Raw genomic sequence first — 20,034 nt, 5'->3', positions numbered from 1 at the left:
CACGTGCACTTGAGAAGTTCAAGCGATAGTAGGAAAATGATGCGTAGCTACGGCCAGTACTGCGGACTCGCCCGGTCACTCGAAGTGGTGGGCGATCGGTGGAATCTGCTCATCGTCCGCCAGCTCCTCATCGCCCCCGCCCGTTACCGGGACCTGATCGACGGCCTCCCCGGTATCGCGACCAACCTGCTCGCGGACCGGCTCCGAGACCTCGAGGCCGCAGGCGTGATCGAGCGGCGGCTGACCGGCCAGGGGAGCGTGGTGGAGTACGCCCTCACACCGTGGGGAGCCGAGCTGCGCGGGCCGATCGAGAGCCTGATCCGCTGGTCCGCCCCGTTGATGGCCCGCGGCCCCGGCAGCGACGCCTTCCGTCCTGAGTGGTTGGCGCTCGCTGTGCCAGCTCTGCTCGACGCCCGGGTCGAGAACCGGGTCTCCGCGACCATCGGTCTAGAGATCGGTGGCCCGCGCTTCCAAATCAGTGCGACGACCTCCGGTTTCGAGGTCGGTCCGCATGACGGCGGCGACCTCGGCGCCACCCTCCGCGCCGATCCCGCCTACGTCCTCGGCCTCGCCGCCGGCGCCCTCTCGCTGAGTGACGCCCTCGCCGCCGGGCTGGTCGAGATCGACGGCGACGAGTCCGTGGTCCGCGCCGTCTTGGCCGCCTGATAGGGCGGCTCTGGCGGCCGCTCGGGGAGAGTGGCTCGTTGAAGATTGCGCTGGAACTCGGCTCCTGGCGACCTGCGACGAATCACTTGTCAGCACGATCGCGCCCTTACGAACCTGATGGGACGACCCGCCGTGGACCTGCTGCTGGATCTCGATGCACGGAAAGGCCTGCACTGCGCGGGTTTCCCTTGGTCTACCTCACGATGGCCGCCCCGCACGAAACCCGGCGAGCGGAGCGTTTGGACACTCTGGCCGCACAGGATTGAGGGGCGGCCTGCCGGCGAGGCAAGTGAGTCTCGAGGCGGGCTCTGGTCGACCTCCTGAGTTTTCGGTGGTCAGGCGGCGGCCGGTTGTAGTAGTGCTGCGAGGTCCGGGGGCGTGGACATCGGCCGGCGTAGCCCGACTCGGGCGCGGCCGGTGTTGCCTTCGGGGAAGCGGCCGGTCAGGGAGGCGGGGGCGGCGACCACGATCCGGAGGACCTGGCCTAGGGCTTCGCGGCGGTCGCGTTGGCGGAGGGCGAGGGTGAACATGGCGATGTGGTTGCCGGTGTGCAGCCACGGGTCGGGTTGGGACAAGATGTGCGCGCGTTCCAGGTGCAGCCAACGTTGCGCGGTATCGGCGTCGGTTCGGGCGGCGCGCATTTCGTCGTGGTAGGCGGTGCGGGCGGCCGCGGGGAGGCGGGGCATGGCGGGTCCTTCCGGTATGGGCGGTTCAATCGCAGCAGTCGTGGCCGGTGGATTTTTCGGTGAGCTCGGCCGGGTGGGGGCAGCAGGGGTCGCCGCGCCAGGCCGCGATACCTTCCCGGACCGCTATGGCGGCGATGATCAGGGCGGCGAGCGGGTCGGCCCAGGACCACCCGAACAGGCTGTTGAGCAGCAGTCCGGCCAGCAGCACTGCCGAGAGGTAGGTGCACAGCAGGGTCTGTTTCGAATCCGATACCGCGGAGGCGGATCCGAGTTCGCGGCCGGCGCGGCGCTGTGCGGCCGACAGCACCGGCATGATCACCAGGCTCACCGCGGCCAGGGTGATACCGATCGTCGAATGCTGGGCTTCGCCGACGCCGAACAGGGCGCGGAGGGAGTCGACGGTGACGTAGAGGGCCAGAGCGAAGAAGGAGAACGCGATGATCCGCAGCGCGACCTTCTCTCGCTTCTCGGGATCGCGGCCGGCGAACTGCCACGCCACCGCGGCCGCCGAAGATACCTCGATCACCGAATCCAGTCCGAAGCCGATCAATGCGGTGGAGGACACCCGGGTGCCTTCGGTGAGCGCGATGGCTGCCTCGATGACGTTGTAGGTGATCGTCGCGGCGACGAACCAGCGGATCCGCCGCGCCAGAACGTCACGGCGGGTGGTGCCCACCCCCGGGTGCGTGACCGTTGTTTCCCGCGAACCCATCAGCAGCAGTGTTCGGTCACGGCGTCCGGGCAGCAGGCAGGGTCGACCGCCAGCACCAGGCCGAGTAGGTCCGCCAATGCTGCGGCGATCCGGGGATCGGCGAGTTCGTAGCGGGAGCGCCGGCCTTCGGGCACCGCGACCACAAGCCCGCACCCACGTAGGCAGGCGAGGTGGTTGGACAGGATCTGCCGGGTCACCCCGATCTGTTCGGCCAGCTCCGACGGGTAACCGGGGGCTCGGCGCAGGCTCAGCAGGATCCGGGTGCGGGTCGGGTCGGACAGGGCGTGCCCGAACCGGGCGAGGGCGTCGGTGTGTACAGCGGTCTCCACGCCATAAACAGTACATCGAGTTCTGTATTCAGAAAACGATGAACCTTCAAGGTTTTATAGGCGATGCGGTGTAGGCCTCAGGCGCCGCGCAGGCGTGCATGAACATCCTGCCCCCCGGTCAGACGGGTGATCGCGCCGATGACGTCCCAGCGGTCGGGCCGGAACTCGGCAGCCGGTCACCGCCCACCACCTATGCAGGCCTGCACCCGATCGGCGAAGGCATCGAGAACCTCGGCATAGGCGCTGGGAACAGGCACACCATCAACCTGCCCTCCGCGCTGGTGTCGAACTGGAAGTTCACGCCCCGCCGGGGGCCGGGACCAACAGGACGGGGCGGTGGGCGTGGTGGACCAGGCTGGTGGAGACCGATTCGCCCAGCATGCGCTCGAGCAGCGAGACCACCCCGCCGCGGGAGGTGCCGATGATGATCATCTCCGCGTCGTGGGTGTCGGCGAGCCCGGCCAGCAGCTGAGCGGGGCGGCCCGGGCGGCTGTAGTAGGCCCAGGGGACCGCTGCGTCCTCCAGCAGTGTGCAGGCGTCGCGGCGTTCCTGCTCGACCGCGGCGGCCACCGATTGTTCCCAGTCCGCGGCGTCGGGGTCGATCGGCAGATCGTCGGTGTCGACGATATGTGCGACGTGCAGGAACCCGCTGATCCGGGTGGCGAGGCCGAGGGCGTAGGTCAGGGCGGCGTGGCCGGCCGGGTGGCGGTCGAACCCGACGACCAGGTGAGTGCGGGCTGCTGTGGGGGAAGTCGGTCCGTCGATGCGCTGCGGGGCCCGCCAGTTCCCGGCAGCGGGTGTCCGGTCCTGATGTTCGGTCATCGCTTCCAGCCTCCTCATAGTCCGGCGAGGGCCAGCCCGGCGCCGCCGGCCCCGAGTGTGATCAGCAGGCTGCCGAACGCGTTGGCGGCTGCTGCCGTGTAGTGCCGGTTCTGGATCAGGCGCACGGTTTCGAAACTGGCGGTACTGAAGGTGGTGTACCCACCACAGAACCCGACACCGACGATCAGTTCGAGGTCGCGGGCGGCACCGTGGAACAGCACCACGCCGGTGACGACCCCGAGGAGGAACGAACCGGTCACGTTGATCATCAACGTGGCCCAGGGGAACTGTGACGTGCGGCGATGCTTTATCGCCCCGTCGAGCACGAACCGTGCCATCGCGCCGGCGCTGCCGGCAATCGCGATCCACACCGTGGTCATCTCGAACCCTCCGCCCGCTGCGACCGCGTCCACGAACCTGCCGCGATACCCGTGGTGGTGGCCACCAGTCCGGCCAGCACCGTGCCCACCGCATACGTTGTCGCGGTCGACCAATGGTGCCCGCGTAGCAGCAGACCGGTGTCCACAGCCAGAGTGCTGTAGGTGGTGAATGCCCCGAGAAACCCGGTACCCGCACCCAGCCGAGCGCGCCGCCGCCAGCCGTCATCGGGCCCGAGCCGGGTCAGCCCTTCCAGCAGCCACCCCAGTGCGAGCGCACCGGCAATGTTGATGACGAACGTCGTGACCGGCCACCCACCCGCCGCGTGTGGAAACCACACACCGAGCTGATAGCGCAGCGGGGCCCCGGACAACCCGCCGACTCCGACCAACACGACCGCCCCCACCCGCAGATGCAGCGGGGTGTCCACAGTGGTCGAGGAGTCGGGAACGATGCGCGGAGCCGGATCCAGATATTCGGCCATAAGACAGACTCCTTCCATAGAGGGAAGGAACCATCAGCCCCGGAACATGAGGCGGTTCAGACACCTCAGGGGCGTCTCGGCGGAGATCCATCGCCGCTGACAGCTTAACCGGCAGCGATCCCCGAACACGAGGTGACCTGGTAGCGATCGAGTACGCCTGCAATCTGCTGGGGATTCGCGGCCGAGAATGAGCGGCCGGTAGTCCCACTAGAGATTCGACGCGTACCGGCGCTGCGGTTACCGACGTCAGTTGCCATCGGAAACCACGCAGAGGGTGTCGAATCTCAAACCTGGGTCGCAACCGCCGCGGCACCGGAAAACATTTTGAGGTCCGCTACAAGTTCTGAAACTCTACAAAACCGGCGGTGCGGTCCTACGGTCGATCGAACTCGGTGTTGGTGGCGCTGGTCAGGAATGCGTCCCACTGGCCAGGGGTGAAGACCAATGCCGGCCCGGTCGGGTTCTTGGAGTCGCGGACACCGACCATGCCGCTGTCGAGGTGCGCGACCTCTACGCACGCGTTGTCCCCGCTGCTGTGACCGCTCTTGAACCACCGGGCTCCGGACAGGTCGATCTTCACTACTCGTACTCCCTGGCTATCCGCCGAAGCGCTTGTTTACTGTCGGCCTGGGACAACGCTACTCGCTTGCGTGCCTCGTGTGCGTCTCGATAGCGGGCGACGGTCTCCGGCCGGTCGTAGTATATGTTTCCGGCGAAATTCTCGACGAACACGGTGGCTGGTTCACCGGTCGCTCGGTCGAAGTCCAACAAGGTGAACGGGCCCGGCGCGATGCCACCCGGATATCCACTGGAGAATGGCAGAATTCTGACGGCGACGTTCGCGGGAAGGTCTGCGAGGTGGCGCAGCGCCCTGCGCATGACTTCCGCGTGGCCGACGACTCGGCGCAGAACGTTCTCGTCGAGCAGTAGGTCGACTTCGACCGGGTTGCGCCGCCGGGTGATGATGCGCTGCCTGTTCAGTCGTATATTCGTGCGTTGGTCGAGTTCTTCCGACTCGGCGTCCGGGAAGTAGAGTGCATCCAGTGCTCGTGCGTAGGCAGGTGTTTGGAACAGCCCGTCGATAATGTCGGGCCGGTACACCGTCAGCTTCGCTGCCGCCACTTCCAAGCTCACGTACAGCCCAAAGTCGGCGCGGATGGCCGGGCGGTGCTCGTTTTGCCAGAGTCCGTCCGCACCAAGCCACAGCCCACCCGCGCCGTCTCCGCTCGCGGCGACCTTCGCGAGTTCGACCAGCTCGTCCACTTGGTCCATGCCGTCGTAGATCTGGCAGAGCGCCTGGATATCGAGCATTCGGATACGGTTGGCCTCACCTTTTTCGAGGCGTTGCACGGTGCCCGCGCCTCGTTCGATCAGCCGGGCGGCGTCCTGGATCGACATCCCCGCTTCTTGTCGCATATTGCGGAGACGCCGCCCGAGCTGGCGGCGCGGAATGGTGGTCGGGATCTTATCCATATGGCTTCGTCCCCCTGATTTTGGGTGGCGCACGGTCGGTTCCGTGGATGGCCTGGCGGGTCGTGCTGGATTGCATTGTGCCCGCGCTGCGGACGGTTTGCTGTGCAATTGGGCGAACCTGTCGGGATCGCCCAAATGGGCTGTCCAGAAGGGGGTTCCGCGTGTGTACTCATGCCGCACCCGGAACCGGGAAAGCCCGCGGCAGCTGACTTCGCCGATGGGACATCCGGCACGGTCGAGGAGCATCGTTGCTGGGTGGTGCGGTCCCGGCCCCGGTTCCGGGTGCTTCCAGCGGTTGGATCCGGAAGGGGATAGATGGACGGCGAGGTGCCGAAGGCGATCGGGCTGGAGCGGCGCGATGTGTACGGCGACGGTGCGGATATCCATCGGGTTGCCGAGCGGCACGGGTACCGGATCGTGTGGACGGTCCGGCTCGACACCGGCCCGCTGGCCACCGCGCTCATTCTGTGTGGGGCCGTAATGGAACACGACGCAGTGGCGGTCGTGGTTCCCTCGTTCGCGCATGCCGATGCGGTGCGCCATGCGATAACCGATATCGCTGCTCTCGTCACGCCTATGCGGGTCTATCCGCTCGGGTATCGCTGGCCTGTGGTCGATCTGGATCGGCGGTGAGGGAGTTCGGTCTGGTGGTGGCCATCGGGTTGCCGCTGGGAGTGCTGCTGTGGGCTGTGTTCTGGCCGCAGCGTTACCGGGCCGGGTCGGTCAGCTCGTGGTTTCGGCCGGTACGTCGACCGCGACCTCGCCGCCGAGCGTATGACCATCGGTGAGGCGCAGGTGGTCGCCGCTCCAGAATCGGCCCGGGTCGTACCAGTCGGGGCTGCGATCCTCCGGTAGCAGGCCCATTGCCTGGTAGGTGGCGGCCACGATCTCTGCGCAGTAGGCGTTTTCGACTTGGCGCGCATCGGGTTTGCGGGGCCGGCGGCGCGGCAATTGGATCCGGCCCCGGAACCAGCGGCCGGCGAGGGCGGCGGTCGAGGGGAAGGGGGTGCCGTCGAGCCGGGCGACGGTGCGCAGCACACCGTCCTCCATCTTGCGAGTGGCCGGGGGATCGAGCTGGCGCAGCCAGGCCTGCTGCCCGTACTTGTTGGCCCACACCATCACTGCGTCGCGCAGGTTGTGCAATTGGGCGCCGCGATGGGTGGTGCCCGACCACATATCGGTGAGTGACCGGCCGAGTTCGGCATGCCAGATCAGGGCCGGAAGATCGTCGATCACCACGGCCATCCCGACATGGTTGACCGGGCTGTTGGTGGTCATCCTGATCATCCGGTCGGCCGTGGAATGTCCACGGAACAGCCAGATATCGCCCGTTCTGGTGATCTCGACAGCCCGCTCGAGATCGATGCCCGTACCCGCCATACAAGTAGCCTAAGCGGTATGAGGTGGTGGAAGGTGCTGGGTTTGGCGGGAGCGGCCGGTGTGGTGGCCACCGGTGTGGTGGTGGTGCGCGCCGAGCGGCGCCGCCGGGCCTACACACCGGATCAGGTCCGCGAGCAGTTACATGTCCGGTTCGCCCAGGCGGTGGCGGCTGCGGAGACCGCCGAGACACCCGAACCGGAATCGCGCGGTGTGCGGTTGCGCGCGTGGGCGCGGCGGGTCTTCCGGCGGTGACGATACGGCCGTGGTGACGGGCGATATGCCTCGGCTGCGGGGCACGCGCGGCCGGCTCCGCGGCGGCACGCGAAAATAGTGATCCACATCACCGTCTGATCCTGTCAGGAATCCGGTCGCTGCCCCGTTCAGAGGGCACGCGAACGAACGAGAGGTTCACGCGAACCGGACAGGAGCACCGTAATGAAGCACCGCATCATGGTCCTGGGGGCCGGATACGCCGGCGCCTACGCCGCCGGACTGCTCGCGCGGCGGCTGCATCGCGACGAGGTCGAGATCACCGTCGTCAATGCCGAACCGGATTTCGTCGAACGGATGCGCCTGCATCAGCTCGCTGCGGGCCAGCAACTGCGCCGGCACGATCTGTCGGAAATGTTCGCGGGTACCGGCATCCGGCTGCTGGTGGCGCGGGTCGACGCGGTCGATGCCGAACGGCGGACCGTCACTGTGACCGGCGCAGACGGAACAGACCGGCTCGAATACGACACCCTTCTCTACACGCTCGGCAGCACCGCCGCCCACCACGGTGTGCCGGGTGCCGACGAGCACGCCTTCCATGTGGCCGGGCGGCCGTCGGCGCTGCGACTGCGGCAGCGTCTGGACGATCTCGGTGGTAACGGGACGGTGCTCGTCGTCGGCGGCAATCTCACCGCGATCGAGGCCGCCCCCGAACTCGCCGAATCCCGGCCCGGCCTGCAGGTCACCCTCGCGACCAGCGGTGAGCTGGGCGGCTGGCTCGGGCCCTCGGCCCGGCGGCACCTGCTGCGGGCCTTCGACCGGTTCGGGATCACCGTGCATGAGCACACCACTATCGAGCGGGTCGGGGAGTCGTACGCTGTCGCCGCCGACGGCACTGTTCTGCCCGCAGATGCCACCGTCTGGGCGGCCGGATTCGCCGTGCATCCGGTGGCCGCCGCCAGCGGGCTCGCGGTCGAGGAGAACGGGCGGATCCGGGTGGACCGCATGATGCGCTCGGTATCGCATCCGGGCGTCTATGCCGCCGGCGACAGCGCTTTCGCCATCCGCGACAACGGCCGGCCACTGCCGATGTCCTGCGCGTCGGCGGGCTTCACCGCCATGCAGGCCGTGGCCGCGATCATCGGCGACCTCACCGGCCGCAAGGCACCCGAGACCTCGCTGTCGTACGTGGGCAACCACATCAGCCTCGGCCGCAAAGACGGGATCTTCCAGCTCGTCGACGCTGCCGAGCGGTCGAAGTCCTGGGCGCTGCGGGGCCGCCCCGCCGCGCGGGTCAAGGCCGCCATTCTGACCGGGGGGCCGTGGAGCCTGCGCCACCCGACCTACGGCCGGCCCACCCGCAGGCATCATCTCGCGGACGTGCCGCAGCGGCGCAACGAGGAGGTCGCGGCCTAAAGTGGCGATCGTGGACACTGCCACCGTGGAACGCTTCGAGGCCGGCCGATCCCGGCTGGCCTCGCTGGCGTACCGGCTGCTCGGGTCGGCCGCCGACGCCGAGGATGTCGTGCAGGATGCGTTCCTGCGCTGGCAGGCCGCCGACCGCGACCGCATCGAAATCCCAGAGGCCTGGCTCACCAAGGTGGTGACCAACCTGTCGCTGGACCGGCTGCGCTCGGCGCGCGCCCGGCACGAACGCGCGGCCGGCACCTGGCTCCCCGAACCGCTGCTGGACGGCGACCCCATGCTGGGGCCGGCCGATACCGTCGAACAGCGCGAATCGGTAACCCTGGCGGTGCTGCGGCTGATGGAGCAGCTGTCCCCGGTCGAACGCGCCGTTTACGTTCTGCGCGAAGCGTTTTCCTACAGTCACACCGAGATCGGCGAGATCCTCGACATCTCCGAATCGGCGAGCCAGCAGCATACGCACCGGGCGCGGCAGCGGATCGCCGCCGGGCGCCACGCCGGCGCCGCCGACCGTGCGTCCGCCCGCCGGATCGTGGAGGCCTTCGTCGCCGCCGCCTCCTCCGGGCGCACCGAGCATCTGGTCGCCCTGCTGACCGATGACGCGACAGCGATCTCCGACGGCGCGGGGCTCGCCGCGAAGCTCCAGCTCTTGACGACACCCCGCCGGATCGCGACCACCCTGCGTGCGGGCTTCAAACCGACAGCGGCCAAGCGCCGGCTTGTCGGTGCACCGCTGTCCATCCACGCGGGTCTCGTGAACGGTGACCCGGCCATTGTCGCGGTCAGTGAGGACCGGGTGGTGGGCGTGGTGGTGCTGGAGGTCCGCGACGACGACAAGGTCGCGGCCGTCTGCGGAATGGCTGCCGCGCACCGGTTGGGTCGCCTCACCGCGCAGTGGCAACGCACGGAGCATCCCGACCCTGTCCTCGAAAACTGGTGAACAGAAACGCTTCCCTCGAGCCGGTCGGCCCTCGGGGCGCTGTCGTCGGGTCGTGTCCGCGAAATCCTGCTCTTGCACTTCATGATCGTCACCATCAGGGCGGTATCGAAATGGCGGCAGCCGCGGAGCGCAGCGCCGTGCCCGCCGTCCGGACTCGTTCACTCTCGATGGTCAACGGGCAGCAGCAGGAGATCGCGTCGATGTCGGTACTACTGCACCAGCAAGGCGGGCAGGTCCTTCCGTATCCGTGAACCCGATCGCCGGATCACCACTCCACGGGGAACGGGCGATGAGGGGCCGTGGTAGCCCATCGCCGCTGGAGCCGAACCAGTTTGTCCGGGTTGACCTGGATGCGGACCGCCTCGATGCCGCCGGGCACCGGGTCGAGGGAGAAGATGCCCAGAACCTGTCCGCCGACCTCGGCCAGCAGGGCCGGGCCGCCATTGACGGTGACGCCGTAGAAGGACAATCCGCCGCCGAGGTATGCCCGTCTGGCATCGGTCGGCCGGAACAGGCCACTCAGGTAGCGGGCGATGGCGAAGCCGCCGAGCACCGGGCCCCGGCGTGCAGGCACCCGGCCGCCGCCGTCGGCGATGCTGACCGCATCGCCGGTGAGTAACCGGATCAGGGGTTCGGTATCGCCACTGAGAGCGGCGGTCAGGAATTCCTCGACGATTTTCTGCGCGGTCGCCTCGTCCACCGGAGTACGGGGCCGCTCGGTGGTCACATGCTGTTTTGCGCGCCGGTAGATCTGCTGGCAGTTCGCCTCGCCGATATCGAGAATTTCCGCGATCTCCCCATGTCGATAGCCGAACGCCTCACGCAGCACATACACCGCGCGCTCCTTCGGTGACAGCCGTTCCAGCAGCGTGAGCATCGCCAAGGAAACCGATTCGCGTTGCTCGACGGTCTCGGCGGGACCCAGCATCGGGTCACCGGCCAGAACCGGTTCCGGAAGCCACTGGCCCACATAGGTTTCCCGCCTGGCCCGCGCCGAGGTCAGCTGGTTGAGGCAGAGGTTGGTCAGGACCTTCGTCAGCCACGCCTCGGGTGTTTCGATCAACTCCCGGTCCGCCGCATGCCAGCGCAGGAACGTCTCCTGCACCGCATCCTCGGCATCCCCGGCCGACCCCAGCAGCCGGTAGGCGATCGCCTCGAACCGTCCCCGCAATCCCTCGAAGAGATCGGCCTCATGCGAACTGAGTGACATCACTACATCGTCGACCATGCCCGCAGACCGAGTCCAGCCACCTCTGCGGCCCGCAGGTCTGGGCCATGTCCGGTCACTGGTTGCCTGACGCAGTGCCTCCGGGCGCTGCCGGGGCGACTTGCCGTGCAGGGCGGCGAGCGTTCCGGCGCCATCGTGCGCGGCCGATCGCTGACTTGACCGTCGCCGAGTTCGATCAGGCGTCGGCTGCCGTCGGCACGCAACGCGAAATCCGCTGGCCTCGGCTGCGTCAGTGCAGGAGTGTGCCCAGCTGCCGGGCGGCTTCGGCGACGGCGGTGGCGAGCGCGCGCTCGTCGTCGATTTCGAATACCGAGATGCCGATCGAGGACAGCGGCGCGCCGCGGCGGCGGGGGATCAGGGCCGAGATGCCGTACACCGTGGAGACGACCTCGCCACGGGTGACGGCGTATCCCCGGTTGCGGGCCGCCTCCACCTCCGGGCGTTCGCCGGGGGACGGTGGCAGGGCGGCCAGCATGGCCAACCCGGCCGACCCTCGGTCGATGGCGTGTACCTGACCCGGCCGGAACGCCACATGGACCTCGGCGTTGCGCGGTTCCACGACCACCAGCGCGCGCACCTCGGACGCACTCTCGCGGAGAACCAGGTGGACGGTGGCGCGGGTTCGTTCGGCGAGGTCTTCCATCACCGGCCGGGCCACGGTCCGCAGATCCTGTTCCACCGGCTCGGCCAGCGTGACCAGGCCCGTGCCGAGCGTGACCCGTTTGGTGTCGTCCCGGCGGCACAGGCGATGGGCCTCGAGGGTGCGGACCAGCCGGTGCGCGACCGTCCGGTGCACGCCGACCGCGTCGGCGAGATCGCTGGTCGACAGCCCGTGCGGATGGCGGGAGAGCACCTCGAGGATTGCCAGTCCGTGGTGCAGCGTTTTCGACATTCCGGAGTCGAGCTCGACGGCGGGCGTGCGCTCGCCGGCCGGCGCCGTGCTGTGGTTCATCTCGTCCTTCTTGACTTCTGTGAGGGCGGACACTTAGCCTTCATGCATATCGCACAGTGTGTGCGATTATCGCACGATCCCGGAGTGGGGGCAAGCCGGCCGATCAGCGATTACTCGAGGAGAATGTCGATGAACACGGTGTCGCCCGGAGGCCTGCCCGATCCGGCCACGGTGGCCGCGGTCCACCAGCTGTACGGCTTCCAGAGCCACTACATAGACAACGGCCGCGCCGCCGACTGGGCGGCCACATTCACCGTGGCCGGGGAATTCCATTCACCGAGCTACCCCGAACCGGTGGCGGGCCGGGCCGCGCTCACCGACTTCGCGCGCGGTTTCTACGAGGCAGCGCGGGCGGCGGACGAGATCCACCGGCACGTGGTCACCAATATCGCGATCCGGCAGCTCGACGACGCGACGCTCGAGGCCGGCGCCTACTTGCAGATCGTCGCTACCCCCCGCGGTGGGCGCTCGCTGCTGGTGCGGATGACCACCTTCGTGGACCGTCTCGAGCGCACCGGCGACGGCTGGGCGATTGCGCAGCGCCGCGTCTCGCGCGACGACACACCTACGGCCTGACACCGGACACCTCGACTTTCTCCCTTTTTCATCTCAGGAAGGACCAGCACAATGAGCACCACCACGGACCGGGACAATCCTGGCCGCACCGACGCGACCCCGATGGCCGCGCAGTATCCGGAAATGGCGGGCAAGGTCGCCGTTGTCACCGGTGCGGCCCAGGGGATGGGTGCGGTATTCGCGGCGGGGCTGGCCGCGCGGGGAGTGTCGGTGGTGGCCGCGGATATCAACGAGGAGCAGGTCGTCACCACCGCGGACCGGATCAACGCCGAACTTGCCGGGAGCGGCTCGGACGTACCGCCGGGCCGCGTCGTGGGTATGCGGGCCGATGTCACCGCACCCGCCGACCACGAGGAACTCGCCCGGCGTGCCGTCGCCGAATTCGAGCGGATCGACTTCTGGATCAACAACGCCGGGATCTTCCCGTTCGCGCCGGCCGAGGACATCTCGCCCGAGCAGATCGGCGCGACCCTGCGGGTGAACGTCGAGGGCGTGCTGTACGGCGCGCAGGCCGCGGCGCGGCATATTCAGCCCGGGGGCGCGATCGTGAACATGTCGTCGGTCTCCGCGCTGCGGGTGCGCAAGGGCCGGGGCGCCTACTGCACGTCGAAGGCCGCTGTCGCGCATATGACCGAATCACTCGCGGTCGAATTCGGTGACAAAGGGATCCGGGTGAATTCCATTGCTCCCGGCTATATCGATACCGCCATGACCCGCTGGGTCCAGGACGATCCCGCCGCGCTCGCGCACGCCCTCGAGGTGGTCCCGCTGCACCGGCTCGGATCGCCGGAGGAGGTCTTCGGGCCGCTGCTGTTCCTGCTGTCCGACAGCGCCCGCTACATCACCGGCCACAGCATCGCCGTGGACGGAGGGTCGCGCCATGTCTGACCGGCCCGACTATCCCGGAGTCGTCCTGGTGACCGGTGCCGCGGCCGGTATGGGCGCGGCCCATGCCCGGGCGCTCGGCGCACTCGGCACCCACGTCTGCGCCGCGGATATCACCGACACCACCGAACTGGTCGCGGAGATCACCGCGGCCGGTGGTTCGGCCAGCGCGCATCAGCTCGATGTCGCCGACCGATCCGCCTGGGACCGGGTCGTCGACGAGATCCGCACGCAGCGCGGGGAACTCGGCGGCCTGGTCAACAATGCCGGAATCTCGCGGCGGCTGGAATTCACCGATACCCCGGACGATATCTGGGAGCGCACGCTGCGGATCAACCTCTTCGGCCCCTTCTACGGGATGCAGGCCGTGGCGCCGCTCATGCGTGACTCCGGCGGCGGCTCCATCGTCAACATCTCCTCGATCACCGGGCAGATCGGATACTTTTCCCCGGCGTATTCGGCCAGCAAATGGGGTCTGACCGGGCTGTCGAAATCGGCGGCCGGTGGCCTGGCGAAATGGGGTATCCGGGTCAACTCCGTTCATCCGGGTCTGGTCGGGACCGCGCTCGTCACCGGTTCGGGCGGGTTCGTCGAATCGTCACTGCGGTCCATTCCGATGGGACGGATGGGCGCGCCCGAGGAGATCACCGACGCGGTACTGCACCTGCTGTCGAACCGGTCGAGCTATATGACGGGCAGCGAGGTCACCGTCGACGGCGGACTGGTCTCCAACGGCCTGTACCACCGCATCGTCGCCGATACCGAGGGGAGTCTGTAGTGGACGACGAATTCGATGTCATCGTGATCGGCGGCGGCGGGGCCGGCCTGGCGGCCGCGGTCTCCGCGGCCGAAGACGGCGCCTCGGTACTGCTGTTAGAATACCAACGGGAACTCGGCGGTTCCACCCAGCTGTCCGCGGGCCTGTTCACCGCGGCGGGCACCAGTGTGCAGCGGGCCCTCGGGATCGAGGATTCGCCGGAAAAGTTCTTCCAGCACTACATGGACCTCAACCAGTGGGTGTTGCGCCCCGGACTGATCCACGCCTTCTGCGAAAATGCCGGACCGACACTCGAATGGCTCATCGGCCTCGGACTCGAGGTTCCGGCGGCCGTTTCCGGTAACGCGCACCAGCCGGGCCTGACCCGCGCGGGAGTGGAGGACGTGTGGCGCGGGCACGTACCGAAGGACCAGGGCTACGGTCTCGTCCAAGTCCTCGCCGGGGCCGCCCGCGCGCACGGGATCGAGGTCGTGCTGGGCACCCGGGTGGAGAAACTGTTGGTCGAGCAGGGACGAGTGGCCGGAGTCGTCGCCGACGGGATCGATATGCGTGCGGGTGCCGTCGTCGTCGCGTCCGGTGGTTTCGCCCAGGACCCGGCATTCGTGGACCGCTACTTCCCCGACACGCGGGAGGCGGGCGACTCCCTGTTCGTCGTCGCCGCACCGGGCAGCCGGGGCGACCACCTGCGCTTCGGCGAGGACGCCGGTGCGTCGCTGACCGGCCACGGCTGGGGCCTGCTCATGCCCACCGTGTACTTCCAGCGCTACCACCATTGGCAGTCCGGGTTCCCGCCCGCCTCGCGGATCTATGTGAACTCGCAGGGCCGGCGTTTCATGGACGAGGACGCGTCCTATGCCGTCTCCACCGGAATCCTCGACCAGCACGGCGGCTACGCCTGGATGATCTTCGACGAGAAGGCCCGGACCGGGCTCGCCCCCGGCTACACCGACTGGACCGCCGAACGGGTGGCCGAAGAGGTCGCGGCCGGGCGTACAGTGCAGGCCGGCAGCCGGGACGGGCTCGCGGCAGCCATCGGAGTCCCGGCCGCGGCCCTGCGCACGAGTATCGACCGGTGGAACGCCGAGGTGCCCGCGGGCCACGACACCGAATTCCGCCGGCACGTCTCACTGGCCGCAAAAGGTGTGACGACGCCACTGGACCCGATCGAAACCGGGCCCTTCTACGCGGCCAGGATCCTGCCCGCGGAACTGGTCTGCACCCACACCGGCCTCGAGATCGACGCACACGCCGCCGTGCTCGACACCACCGGCGCACCGGTGGCGGGACTGTTCGCCGCCGGTGAGGCGGGCGGCGGAGTGCTCGGACAGCGCTACGTCGGCGGCGGCAACGCTGTCGCCAACGCGCTCACCATGGGCCGGATCGCCGGCCGCAGCGCGGCGCTCGCGTCGCGCACCCTTTCGAACGCACAAGGACGATGACATGTTGGGAAACGAGCTGATGCCCGAAGCAGCGCACCGCTCCGAATCGCCCGCCGGCACGAGCCCGGACAAGGCGCAGTCGCCGGTGAAGGTGGTCCGCGCGGCGGTCGTCGGCACCGTCGTCGAGTACTACGACTTCGGCATCTACGGCTATATGGCGACGGTGATCGCCTCGCTGTTCTTCGTCTCGGAGAACGATACGGCCGCGATGCTGGGAACCTTCGCGGCCTTCGCGGTCGCCTTCTTCCTGCGGATCCCCGGCGGAATCTTCTTCGGCCATATCGGTGACCGCTACGGCCGCAAGAGCGCGCTGTCGTGGACCATCCTGCTGATGGTGATCGCCACCGTGGTCATGGGGCTGCTACCCACCTATGTCACGCTCGGCGTCTGGGCCACGGCCATCCTGGTACTGGCCCGGTGTGTGCAGGGTTTCGCCGCGGGCGGGGAACTCGGTGGCGCCAACGCCTTCGTCTCCGAATCGGCGCCGGCGCGCTGGCGGGCGACGCAGACCTCGATGGTGAACTCGGGTACTTACCTCGGCTCGCTCGTGGCCTCACTGGTGGCGCTGGGGCTGACCTCGTTCTTCGACGAGGAAACCATTCTCTCCTGGGCGTGGCGTATCCCGTTCCTGCTGAGCGTGGTGATCGGTGTCGTCGGCATCTGGATCCGCAACCATATGGAGGACACCCCGCAGTTCGAGAAGCTCTCGGAGAAGGGGGAGACGAAGAAGCTGCCGATCATGGAGTTGCTGAGCACCTCCGGCGGCGCGGTTCTGAAGATCGTCTTCCTCGGCGCCCTGATCACCGGAGGCTACTACATCGCCTCGGTGTACGCCGCCACCTATCTGCAGACCTCCGGCGGGCACTCCTCGACGCTGGCGTTCCTGTCCACCTCGCTCGCTCTGGTACTCGGCGTCATCACCCTGCCGATCGCCGGCTACCTCGCCGACCGCTACGGCCGCAAACCGGTGCTGTTCGGCGGTAGCGCCGCCGCCGCCATCCTCGGTGTCCCGATGTTCATGCTGATGTCCGGATCCGGGGCATGGCAGGCAGTGGTCGGACAGTCGGTGCTGTTCATCTGCGTCTCGGTCGTCAACGGCGCCTCGTATGTGACCTACGTGGAGATGCTCAAGGCCTCGGTGCGCTACAGCGGCCTTGCCCTGGGCAACAACACCACCAACATGCTGCTCGGCGGTACGGCGCCGTTCATCGCGACCTATCTCATCGACCTCACCGGAAATTCGCTGGCGCCCGCCGGATACTTCGTGTTCTGCGCGCTCCTCACGCTGGTGACGGTCTTCTTCATCAAGGAAACCAAGGGCATCGCCCTGCGGGTGGACTGACCCCGCGCCGTCATCGACACATACTCGTCTTCCCGAGGAGGCAGGCATGGCGTATTACCGCCGGCTCGGCGATGTTCCGCCGAAACGTCACACCCAGCACCGCGACGACAGCGACCGCCTGTACTACGAAGAGCTGATGGGCGAGGAGGGCTTCTCCTCGGATTCGTCGCTGCTCTATCACCGCGGTATACCGTCCGCGATCTCCGGATCGACCGTCTGGGAACTGCCGGACCAGGCCACGGAACCGAACCATCCGTTGCGGCCGCGGCATCTGAAACTGCACCAGCTGTTCGCGCAGGAGAGCTGGTCGCAGACCGATATCGTGACCGGACGCCGGCTGCTGCTGGGCAATGCCGATGTGCGGATCTCCTATGTGGTCGCACAGCAGGCCTCGCCGCTGTACCGCAACGCCCTCGGCGACGAGGTCGTCTATGTGGAATCCGGTGCGGCGCGGGTCGAAACGGTGTTCGGGGCGCTGGAGGCGCGGCCCGGCGACTACGTGGTGATCCCGACGTCCACGACGCATCGCTGGATTCCCCGCGGTGACGAACCGGTGCGCGCGTACGCGATCGAATCGAGCAGTCATATCGCGCCGCCGAAACGCTATCTCTCGCGGTTCGGGCAGCTCCTGGAGAACGCGCCGTACTGCGAACGCGATCTGCACGGGCCGTCGGAGGCACTGCTTGTCGACGGCACCGATATCGAGGTACTGGTCAAACATCGCACGTCCCGCGGGATCGTCGGCACCCGCATGGTGTATCCGCGGCATCCGTTCGACGTGGTCGGCTGGGACGGGTGCCTGTACCCGTACACGTTCAACATCGAGGATTTCGAACCCATCACCGGTCGCGTGCACCAGCCCCCGCCGGTGCACCAGACCTTCGAAGGCAACGGGTTCGTGGTGTGCAATTTCGTCCCCCGCAAGGTCGACTACCACCCGCTGGCCGTCCCGGTGCCCTACTACCACTCGAACGTCGACTCCGACGAGGTGATGTTCTACTGCGGCGGGAACTACGAGGCGCGCAAGGGTTCCGGGATCGGCCTGGGGTCGGTATCGGTCCATCCCGGCGGCCACGCCCACGGTCCGCAACCGGGCGCTATGGAACGCTCCCTGGGGCTCGAATCCGTCGAGGAGACCGCGGTCATGGTCGATACCTTCGCGCCGCTCGAACTCGGCGAAGGCGCGCTGGCCTGCGAGGACCCGGACTACGCGTGGTCGTGGCTGGGGGAGGCGGGCGAATGATCCCCGCACTGCTGCGCGGCCTGTGCGACGACGCGGCGCTCTTCCCGCCCGGTAACGCGCCGCTGCCGGACGCGCTCACGGCGCACGCCCGATACCGCGAGAGCGCCTTCGCCGCACTGGTCGGTCCGCTGATCTTCCCGATTCCCCGGCTCGCCGAACTCGCCGCGCGGCAGCCCGCACCGATCGAGGTGGTCCTCACCGCGCCCGAGGGGCCCGGCACGGTGGCCGGCGCTCTGGACCGGGCGGCCGAGATCGCCGGAGTCACCGTCGTGGGCGTCGAAATTGCCGCCGAGGCAGGGCAATCCGCGCAGGAGTACTTCGCGGCACTGCCCGAGGCAACACCGGGATGGCCGGAGCTCGCCGTCTCGGTCGAGGTACCCCGGGACGGCCGCCGCCCGGAATTCTTCGACCGGCTCGCCGGCTCGCCGTATGTGGCGAAGTTCCGCACCGGCGGCGTGGTCGCCGAGGCCTATCCGGGCACACCGGAACTCGCCGCCGCCATCCGGTCGGCCGTCACCGCCGGCATCCCGTTCAAAGCGACCGCGGGCCTGCACCACGCGGTCCGCAATACCGATCCCGCCACCGGCTTCGATCAGCACGGGTTCCTCAACCTGCTGCTCGCGACGCATATGGCGCTCACCGGCGCCGATACCGCCGAACTCGCCGAAATACTGGCCGACCGTGACGGTAGCGCGCTCGCCCAGCAGCTGGCCGCGCTGACCGACGGCGAGACCGCCGCCGTGCGGGCAGCGTTCCGCTCCTTCGGCACCTGCAGTATCGGCGACCCGTTGACCGAGCTGGTGGATCTGCATCTGCTTCCTGCCGCCCTGCGGCCCGTCCCCGAAAGTTCAGCACCATGACCGTCATAGACATACCCGCCGATTCACTGTTCGGGATCGACAATCTGCCCTACGGCTCATTCTCCACCCCGGGCACCGCGCCCCGGATCGGTGTCCGGGTGGCGGACAAGGTCGTCGATCTGGCGCGCGCGCTCGGTGACGAGGTGTTCGCCCGGCCGGTGCTCAACGATTTCATGGCCCGCGGCCCGCGGGAATGGGCGCGGGTCCGGGACCGTATCACCGAACTCGTCCACGGCGAGGTCGATGCGGATGCCGTGCACGATATCGCGGACGTGACGATGCACCTGCCCATCGCGGTCGCCGATTACGTCGACTTCTACGCCTCCGAACACCACGCCACCAATCTGGGCCGGCTGTTCCGCCCGGATTCGGCGCCGCTCATGCCGAACTGGAAACATCTTCCGGTCGGCTACCACGGCCGTGCCGGCACCGTGATCCTGTCCGGCACCGATATCGTCCGCCCGTGCGGGCAGCGCAAAGCGCCCACCGAACAGGTGCCCTCCTTCGGGCCGTCGCGGCGCCTCGATATCGAGGCCGAACTCGGCTTCGTCGTCGGGGTGCCGTCCGCACCCGGCACCGTGATCACACCGGACGAGTTCGCCGATCACGTCTTCGGCGCCGTGGTGGTGAACGACTGGTCGGCCCGCGATATCCAAGCGTGGGAGTACGTCCCGCTGGGCCCGTTCCTCGGCAAGAGCTTCGCGACCTCGATATCACCGTGGGTGGTGCCGCTGGCCGCGCTCGAGGCGGCCCGGATCGACACCCCGGTACAGGACCCGGAGCCGCTGCCGTACCTGCGTGGCACGGAGAAATGGGGTCTCGATATCGATCTCACCGTCGAATGGAACGGGCAGACCGTCTCCCGCCCGCCGTACGCCCAGATGTACTGGTCGCCCGCGCAGATGCTGGCCCACACCACCGTCAACGGTGCCACGGCGCGTACCGGTGATTTCTTCGCCTCCGGGACGATCTCCGGACCCGAACCGGACCAGCGCGGCGCATTCATCGAACTCACCTGGGGCGGCGCGGAACCCGTCGAGGTCGCAGGCGAGACCCGGACCTTCCTCCAGGACGGCGACGAGGTCGCCATCGCCGCCACCGCGCCCGGTCCCGCGGGCTCCCGGATCGGATTCGGGGAGGTCCGGGCCCGGATCCTGCCCGCTACGCAAGCGGGTTGATGAGGGGCGAGGTCGTGGCGCCGGCGCAGTGCCGGCGTCACGACCTCG

25 protein-coding genes and 1 riboswitch are annotated in these 20,034 nt (G+C 68.2%); of the genes, 14 read left to right on the top strand and 11 right to left on the bottom strand.

Annotation, left to right across the window (positions count from 1 at the left end):
- The first annotated feature begins 39 nt into the window (after positions 1-39).
- On the top strand, positions 40-666 hold the full coding sequence (locus QH196_RS24680; RefSeq protein WP_280418233.1) for a winged helix-turn-helix transcriptional regulator: 627 nt from the start codon (positions 40-42) through the stop codon (positions 664-666).
- Between the two features lie 335 nt (positions 667-1,001).
- On the opposite strand, the gene QH196_RS24675 is transcribed toward QH196_RS24680, so the two are convergent.
- The 8 genes from QH196_RS24675 to QH196_RS24640 all read right to left on the bottom strand — a co-directional run bounded on the left by QH196_RS24675 (position 1,002) and on the right by QH196_RS24640 (position 5,550).
- On the bottom strand, positions 1,002-1,352 hold the full coding sequence (locus tag QH196_RS24675) for a DUF3703 domain-containing protein (protein ID WP_280418204.1): 351 nt from the start codon (positions 1,350-1,352) through the stop codon (positions 1,002-1,004).
- A 25-nt stretch (positions 1,353-1,377) separates the two neighbouring features.
- Complete coding sequence (locus QH196_RS24670; protein ID WP_280418203.1) at positions 1,378-2,064, bottom strand: cation transporter; 687 nt, start codon at positions 2,062-2,064, stop codon at positions 1,378-1,380.
- The gene (locus QH196_RS24665; RefSeq protein WP_280418202.1) at positions 2,064-2,393 is read right to left on the bottom strand and encodes an ArsR/SmtB family transcription factor; all 330 of its coding nucleotides are present in this window, start codon (positions 2,391-2,393) and stop codon (positions 2,064-2,066) included. The genes QH196_RS24670 and QH196_RS24665 overlap by 1 nt, the downstream gene beginning before the upstream one ends.
- 297 nt (positions 2,394-2,690) lie before the next feature.
- On the bottom strand, positions 2,691-3,215 hold the full coding sequence (locus QH196_RS24660; RefSeq protein ID WP_280418201.1) for a universal stress protein: 525 nt from the start codon (positions 3,213-3,215) through the stop codon (positions 2,691-2,693).
- A gap of 14 nt (positions 3,216-3,229) precedes the next feature.
- Positions 3,230-3,595, bottom strand: a complete 366-nt coding sequence (crcB, locus tag QH196_RS24655) for a fluoride efflux transporter CrcB (RefSeq protein ID WP_280418200.1) — start codon at positions 3,593-3,595, stop codon at positions 3,230-3,232.
- A complete protein-coding gene (locus tag QH196_RS24650) occupies positions 3,592-4,077 on the bottom strand; it encodes a fluoride efflux transporter FluC (protein ID WP_280418199.1) in 486 nt (161 codons plus the stop codon). The genes crcB and QH196_RS24650 overlap by 4 nt, the downstream gene beginning before the upstream one ends.
- Positions 4,078-4,094: 17 nt before the next feature.
- Positions 4,095-4,181, bottom strand: a riboswitch (Fluoride riboswitch).
- A 269-nt stretch (positions 4,182-4,450) separates the two neighbouring features.
- Positions 4,451-4,657, bottom strand: coding sequence for a DUF397 domain-containing protein (locus QH196_RS24645; protein WP_280418198.1), 207 nt, complete (start codon positions 4,655-4,657; stop codon positions 4,451-4,453).
- Entirely contained in the window at positions 4,657-5,550 is an 894-nt protein-coding gene (locus QH196_RS24640) for a helix-turn-helix domain-containing protein (RefSeq protein WP_280418197.1), read from the bottom strand. Before QH196_RS24640 ends, QH196_RS24645 begins: the two co-directional genes overlap by 1 nt.
- Positions 5,551-5,865: 315 nt before the next feature.
- On the opposite strand from QH196_RS24640, the gene QH196_RS24635 reads away from it, so the two are divergent.
- A complete protein-coding gene (locus QH196_RS24635; protein ID WP_280418196.1) occupies positions 5,866-6,183 on the top strand; it encodes a hypothetical protein in 318 nt (105 codons plus the stop codon).
- Between the two features lie 90 nt (positions 6,184-6,273).
- Here the strand turns inward: QH196_RS24635 and QH196_RS24630 are convergent, their stop codons facing one another.
- Positions 6,274-6,930 carry a hypothetical protein gene (locus tag QH196_RS24630; protein ID WP_280418195.1) on the bottom strand — a complete coding sequence of 219 codons (657 nt, stop codon included), beginning with the start codon at positions 6,928-6,930 and terminating at the stop codon, positions 6,274-6,276.
- Positions 6,931-6,948: 18 nt separating this feature from the next.
- Here QH196_RS24630 and QH196_RS24625 point away from each other — a divergent pair, with 18 nt between their 5' ends.
- The 4 genes from QH196_RS24625 (at position 6,949) to QH196_RS32390 (ending at position 9,756) form a co-directional block, all read left to right on the top strand.
- Positions 6,949-7,182, top strand: a complete 234-nt coding sequence (locus QH196_RS24625; RefSeq protein ID WP_280418194.1) for a hypothetical protein — start codon at positions 6,949-6,951, stop codon at positions 7,180-7,182.
- 183 nt (positions 7,183-7,365) lie between these two features.
- Positions 7,366-8,556 carry an NAD(P)/FAD-dependent oxidoreductase gene (locus QH196_RS24620; protein ID WP_280418193.1) on the top strand — a complete coding sequence of 397 codons (1,191 nt, stop codon included), beginning with the start codon at positions 7,366-7,368 and terminating at the stop codon, positions 8,554-8,556.
- 10 nt (positions 8,557-8,566) lie between these two features.
- Entirely contained in the window at positions 8,567-9,505 is a 939-nt protein-coding gene (locus tag QH196_RS24615) for a sigma-70 family RNA polymerase sigma factor (RefSeq protein ID WP_280418192.1), read from the top strand.
- A gap of 110 nt (positions 9,506-9,615) precedes the next feature.
- Complete coding sequence (locus tag QH196_RS32390; RefSeq protein WP_348538105.1) at positions 9,616-9,756, top strand: hypothetical protein; 141 nt, start codon at positions 9,616-9,618, stop codon at positions 9,754-9,756.
- A gap of 14 nt (positions 9,757-9,770) precedes the next feature.
- Here QH196_RS32390 and sigJ read toward each other — a convergent pair whose 3' ends face one another.
- Entirely contained in the window at positions 9,771-10,715 is a 945-nt protein-coding gene (gene sigJ / locus QH196_RS24605) for an RNA polymerase sigma factor SigJ (protein ID WP_280418190.1), read from the bottom strand.
- A gap of 247 nt (positions 10,716-10,962) precedes the next feature.
- Complete coding sequence (locus QH196_RS24600; RefSeq protein ID WP_280418232.1) at positions 10,963-11,625, bottom strand: IclR family transcriptional regulator; 663 nt, start codon at positions 11,623-11,625, stop codon at positions 10,963-10,965.
- Between the two features lie 189 nt (positions 11,626-11,814).
- Between QH196_RS24600 and QH196_RS24595 the strand changes: the two genes are divergently transcribed.
- Genes QH196_RS24595 through fahA form a run of 8 tightly spaced genes read left to right on the top strand, consistent with a single transcriptional unit; the run spans position 11,815 to position 19,986 of the window.
- Positions 11,815-12,261 (top strand): nuclear transport factor 2 family protein, encoded by a 447-nt coding sequence (locus QH196_RS24595; RefSeq protein WP_432279551.1) that lies wholly within the window; start codon positions 11,815-11,817, stop codon positions 12,259-12,261.
- 51 nt (positions 12,262-12,312) lie between these two features.
- Complete coding sequence (locus QH196_RS24590) at positions 12,313-13,149, top strand: SDR family NAD(P)-dependent oxidoreductase (RefSeq protein ID WP_280418188.1); 837 nt, start codon at positions 12,313-12,315, stop codon at positions 13,147-13,149.
- Entirely contained in the window at positions 13,142-13,924 is a 783-nt protein-coding gene (locus tag QH196_RS24585; RefSeq protein ID WP_280418187.1) for an SDR family NAD(P)-dependent oxidoreductase, read from the top strand. Before QH196_RS24590 ends, QH196_RS24585 begins: the two co-directional genes overlap by 8 nt.
- Entirely contained in the window at positions 13,924-15,363 is a 1,440-nt protein-coding gene (locus tag QH196_RS24580) for an FAD-dependent oxidoreductase (RefSeq protein WP_280418186.1), read from the top strand. Before QH196_RS24585 ends, QH196_RS24580 begins: the two co-directional genes overlap by 1 nt.
- A 19-nt stretch (positions 15,364-15,382) precedes the next feature.
- Positions 15,383-16,705, top strand: coding sequence for an MFS transporter (locus tag QH196_RS24575; protein ID WP_280418231.1), 1,323 nt, complete (start codon positions 15,383-15,385; stop codon positions 16,703-16,705).
- 46 nt (positions 16,706-16,751) lie between these two features.
- Positions 16,752-17,948, top strand: a complete 1,197-nt coding sequence (locus tag QH196_RS24570) for a homogentisate 1,2-dioxygenase (protein WP_280418185.1) — start codon at positions 16,752-16,754, stop codon at positions 17,946-17,948.
- Positions 17,945-18,808, top strand: coding sequence for a hypothetical protein (locus tag QH196_RS24565; protein WP_280418184.1), 864 nt, complete (start codon positions 17,945-17,947; stop codon positions 18,806-18,808). The genes QH196_RS24570 and QH196_RS24565 overlap by 4 nt, the downstream gene beginning before the upstream one ends.
- Positions 18,805-19,986 carry a fumarylacetoacetase gene (gene fahA, locus QH196_RS24560; protein ID WP_280418183.1) on the top strand — a complete coding sequence of 394 codons (1,182 nt, stop codon included), beginning with the start codon at positions 18,805-18,807 and terminating at the stop codon, positions 19,984-19,986. Before QH196_RS24565 ends, fahA begins: the two co-directional genes overlap by 4 nt.
- Positions 19,987-20,034 lie beyond the last annotated feature (48 nt).

This window comes from Nocardia carnea, from assembly GCF_029868325.1.
GTDB classification, from domain to species: domain Bacteria; phylum Actinomycetota; class Actinomycetes; order Mycobacteriales; family Mycobacteriaceae; genus Nocardia; species Nocardia carnea_C.
This window is presented reverse-complemented; position numbering and strand designations above follow the sequence as displayed.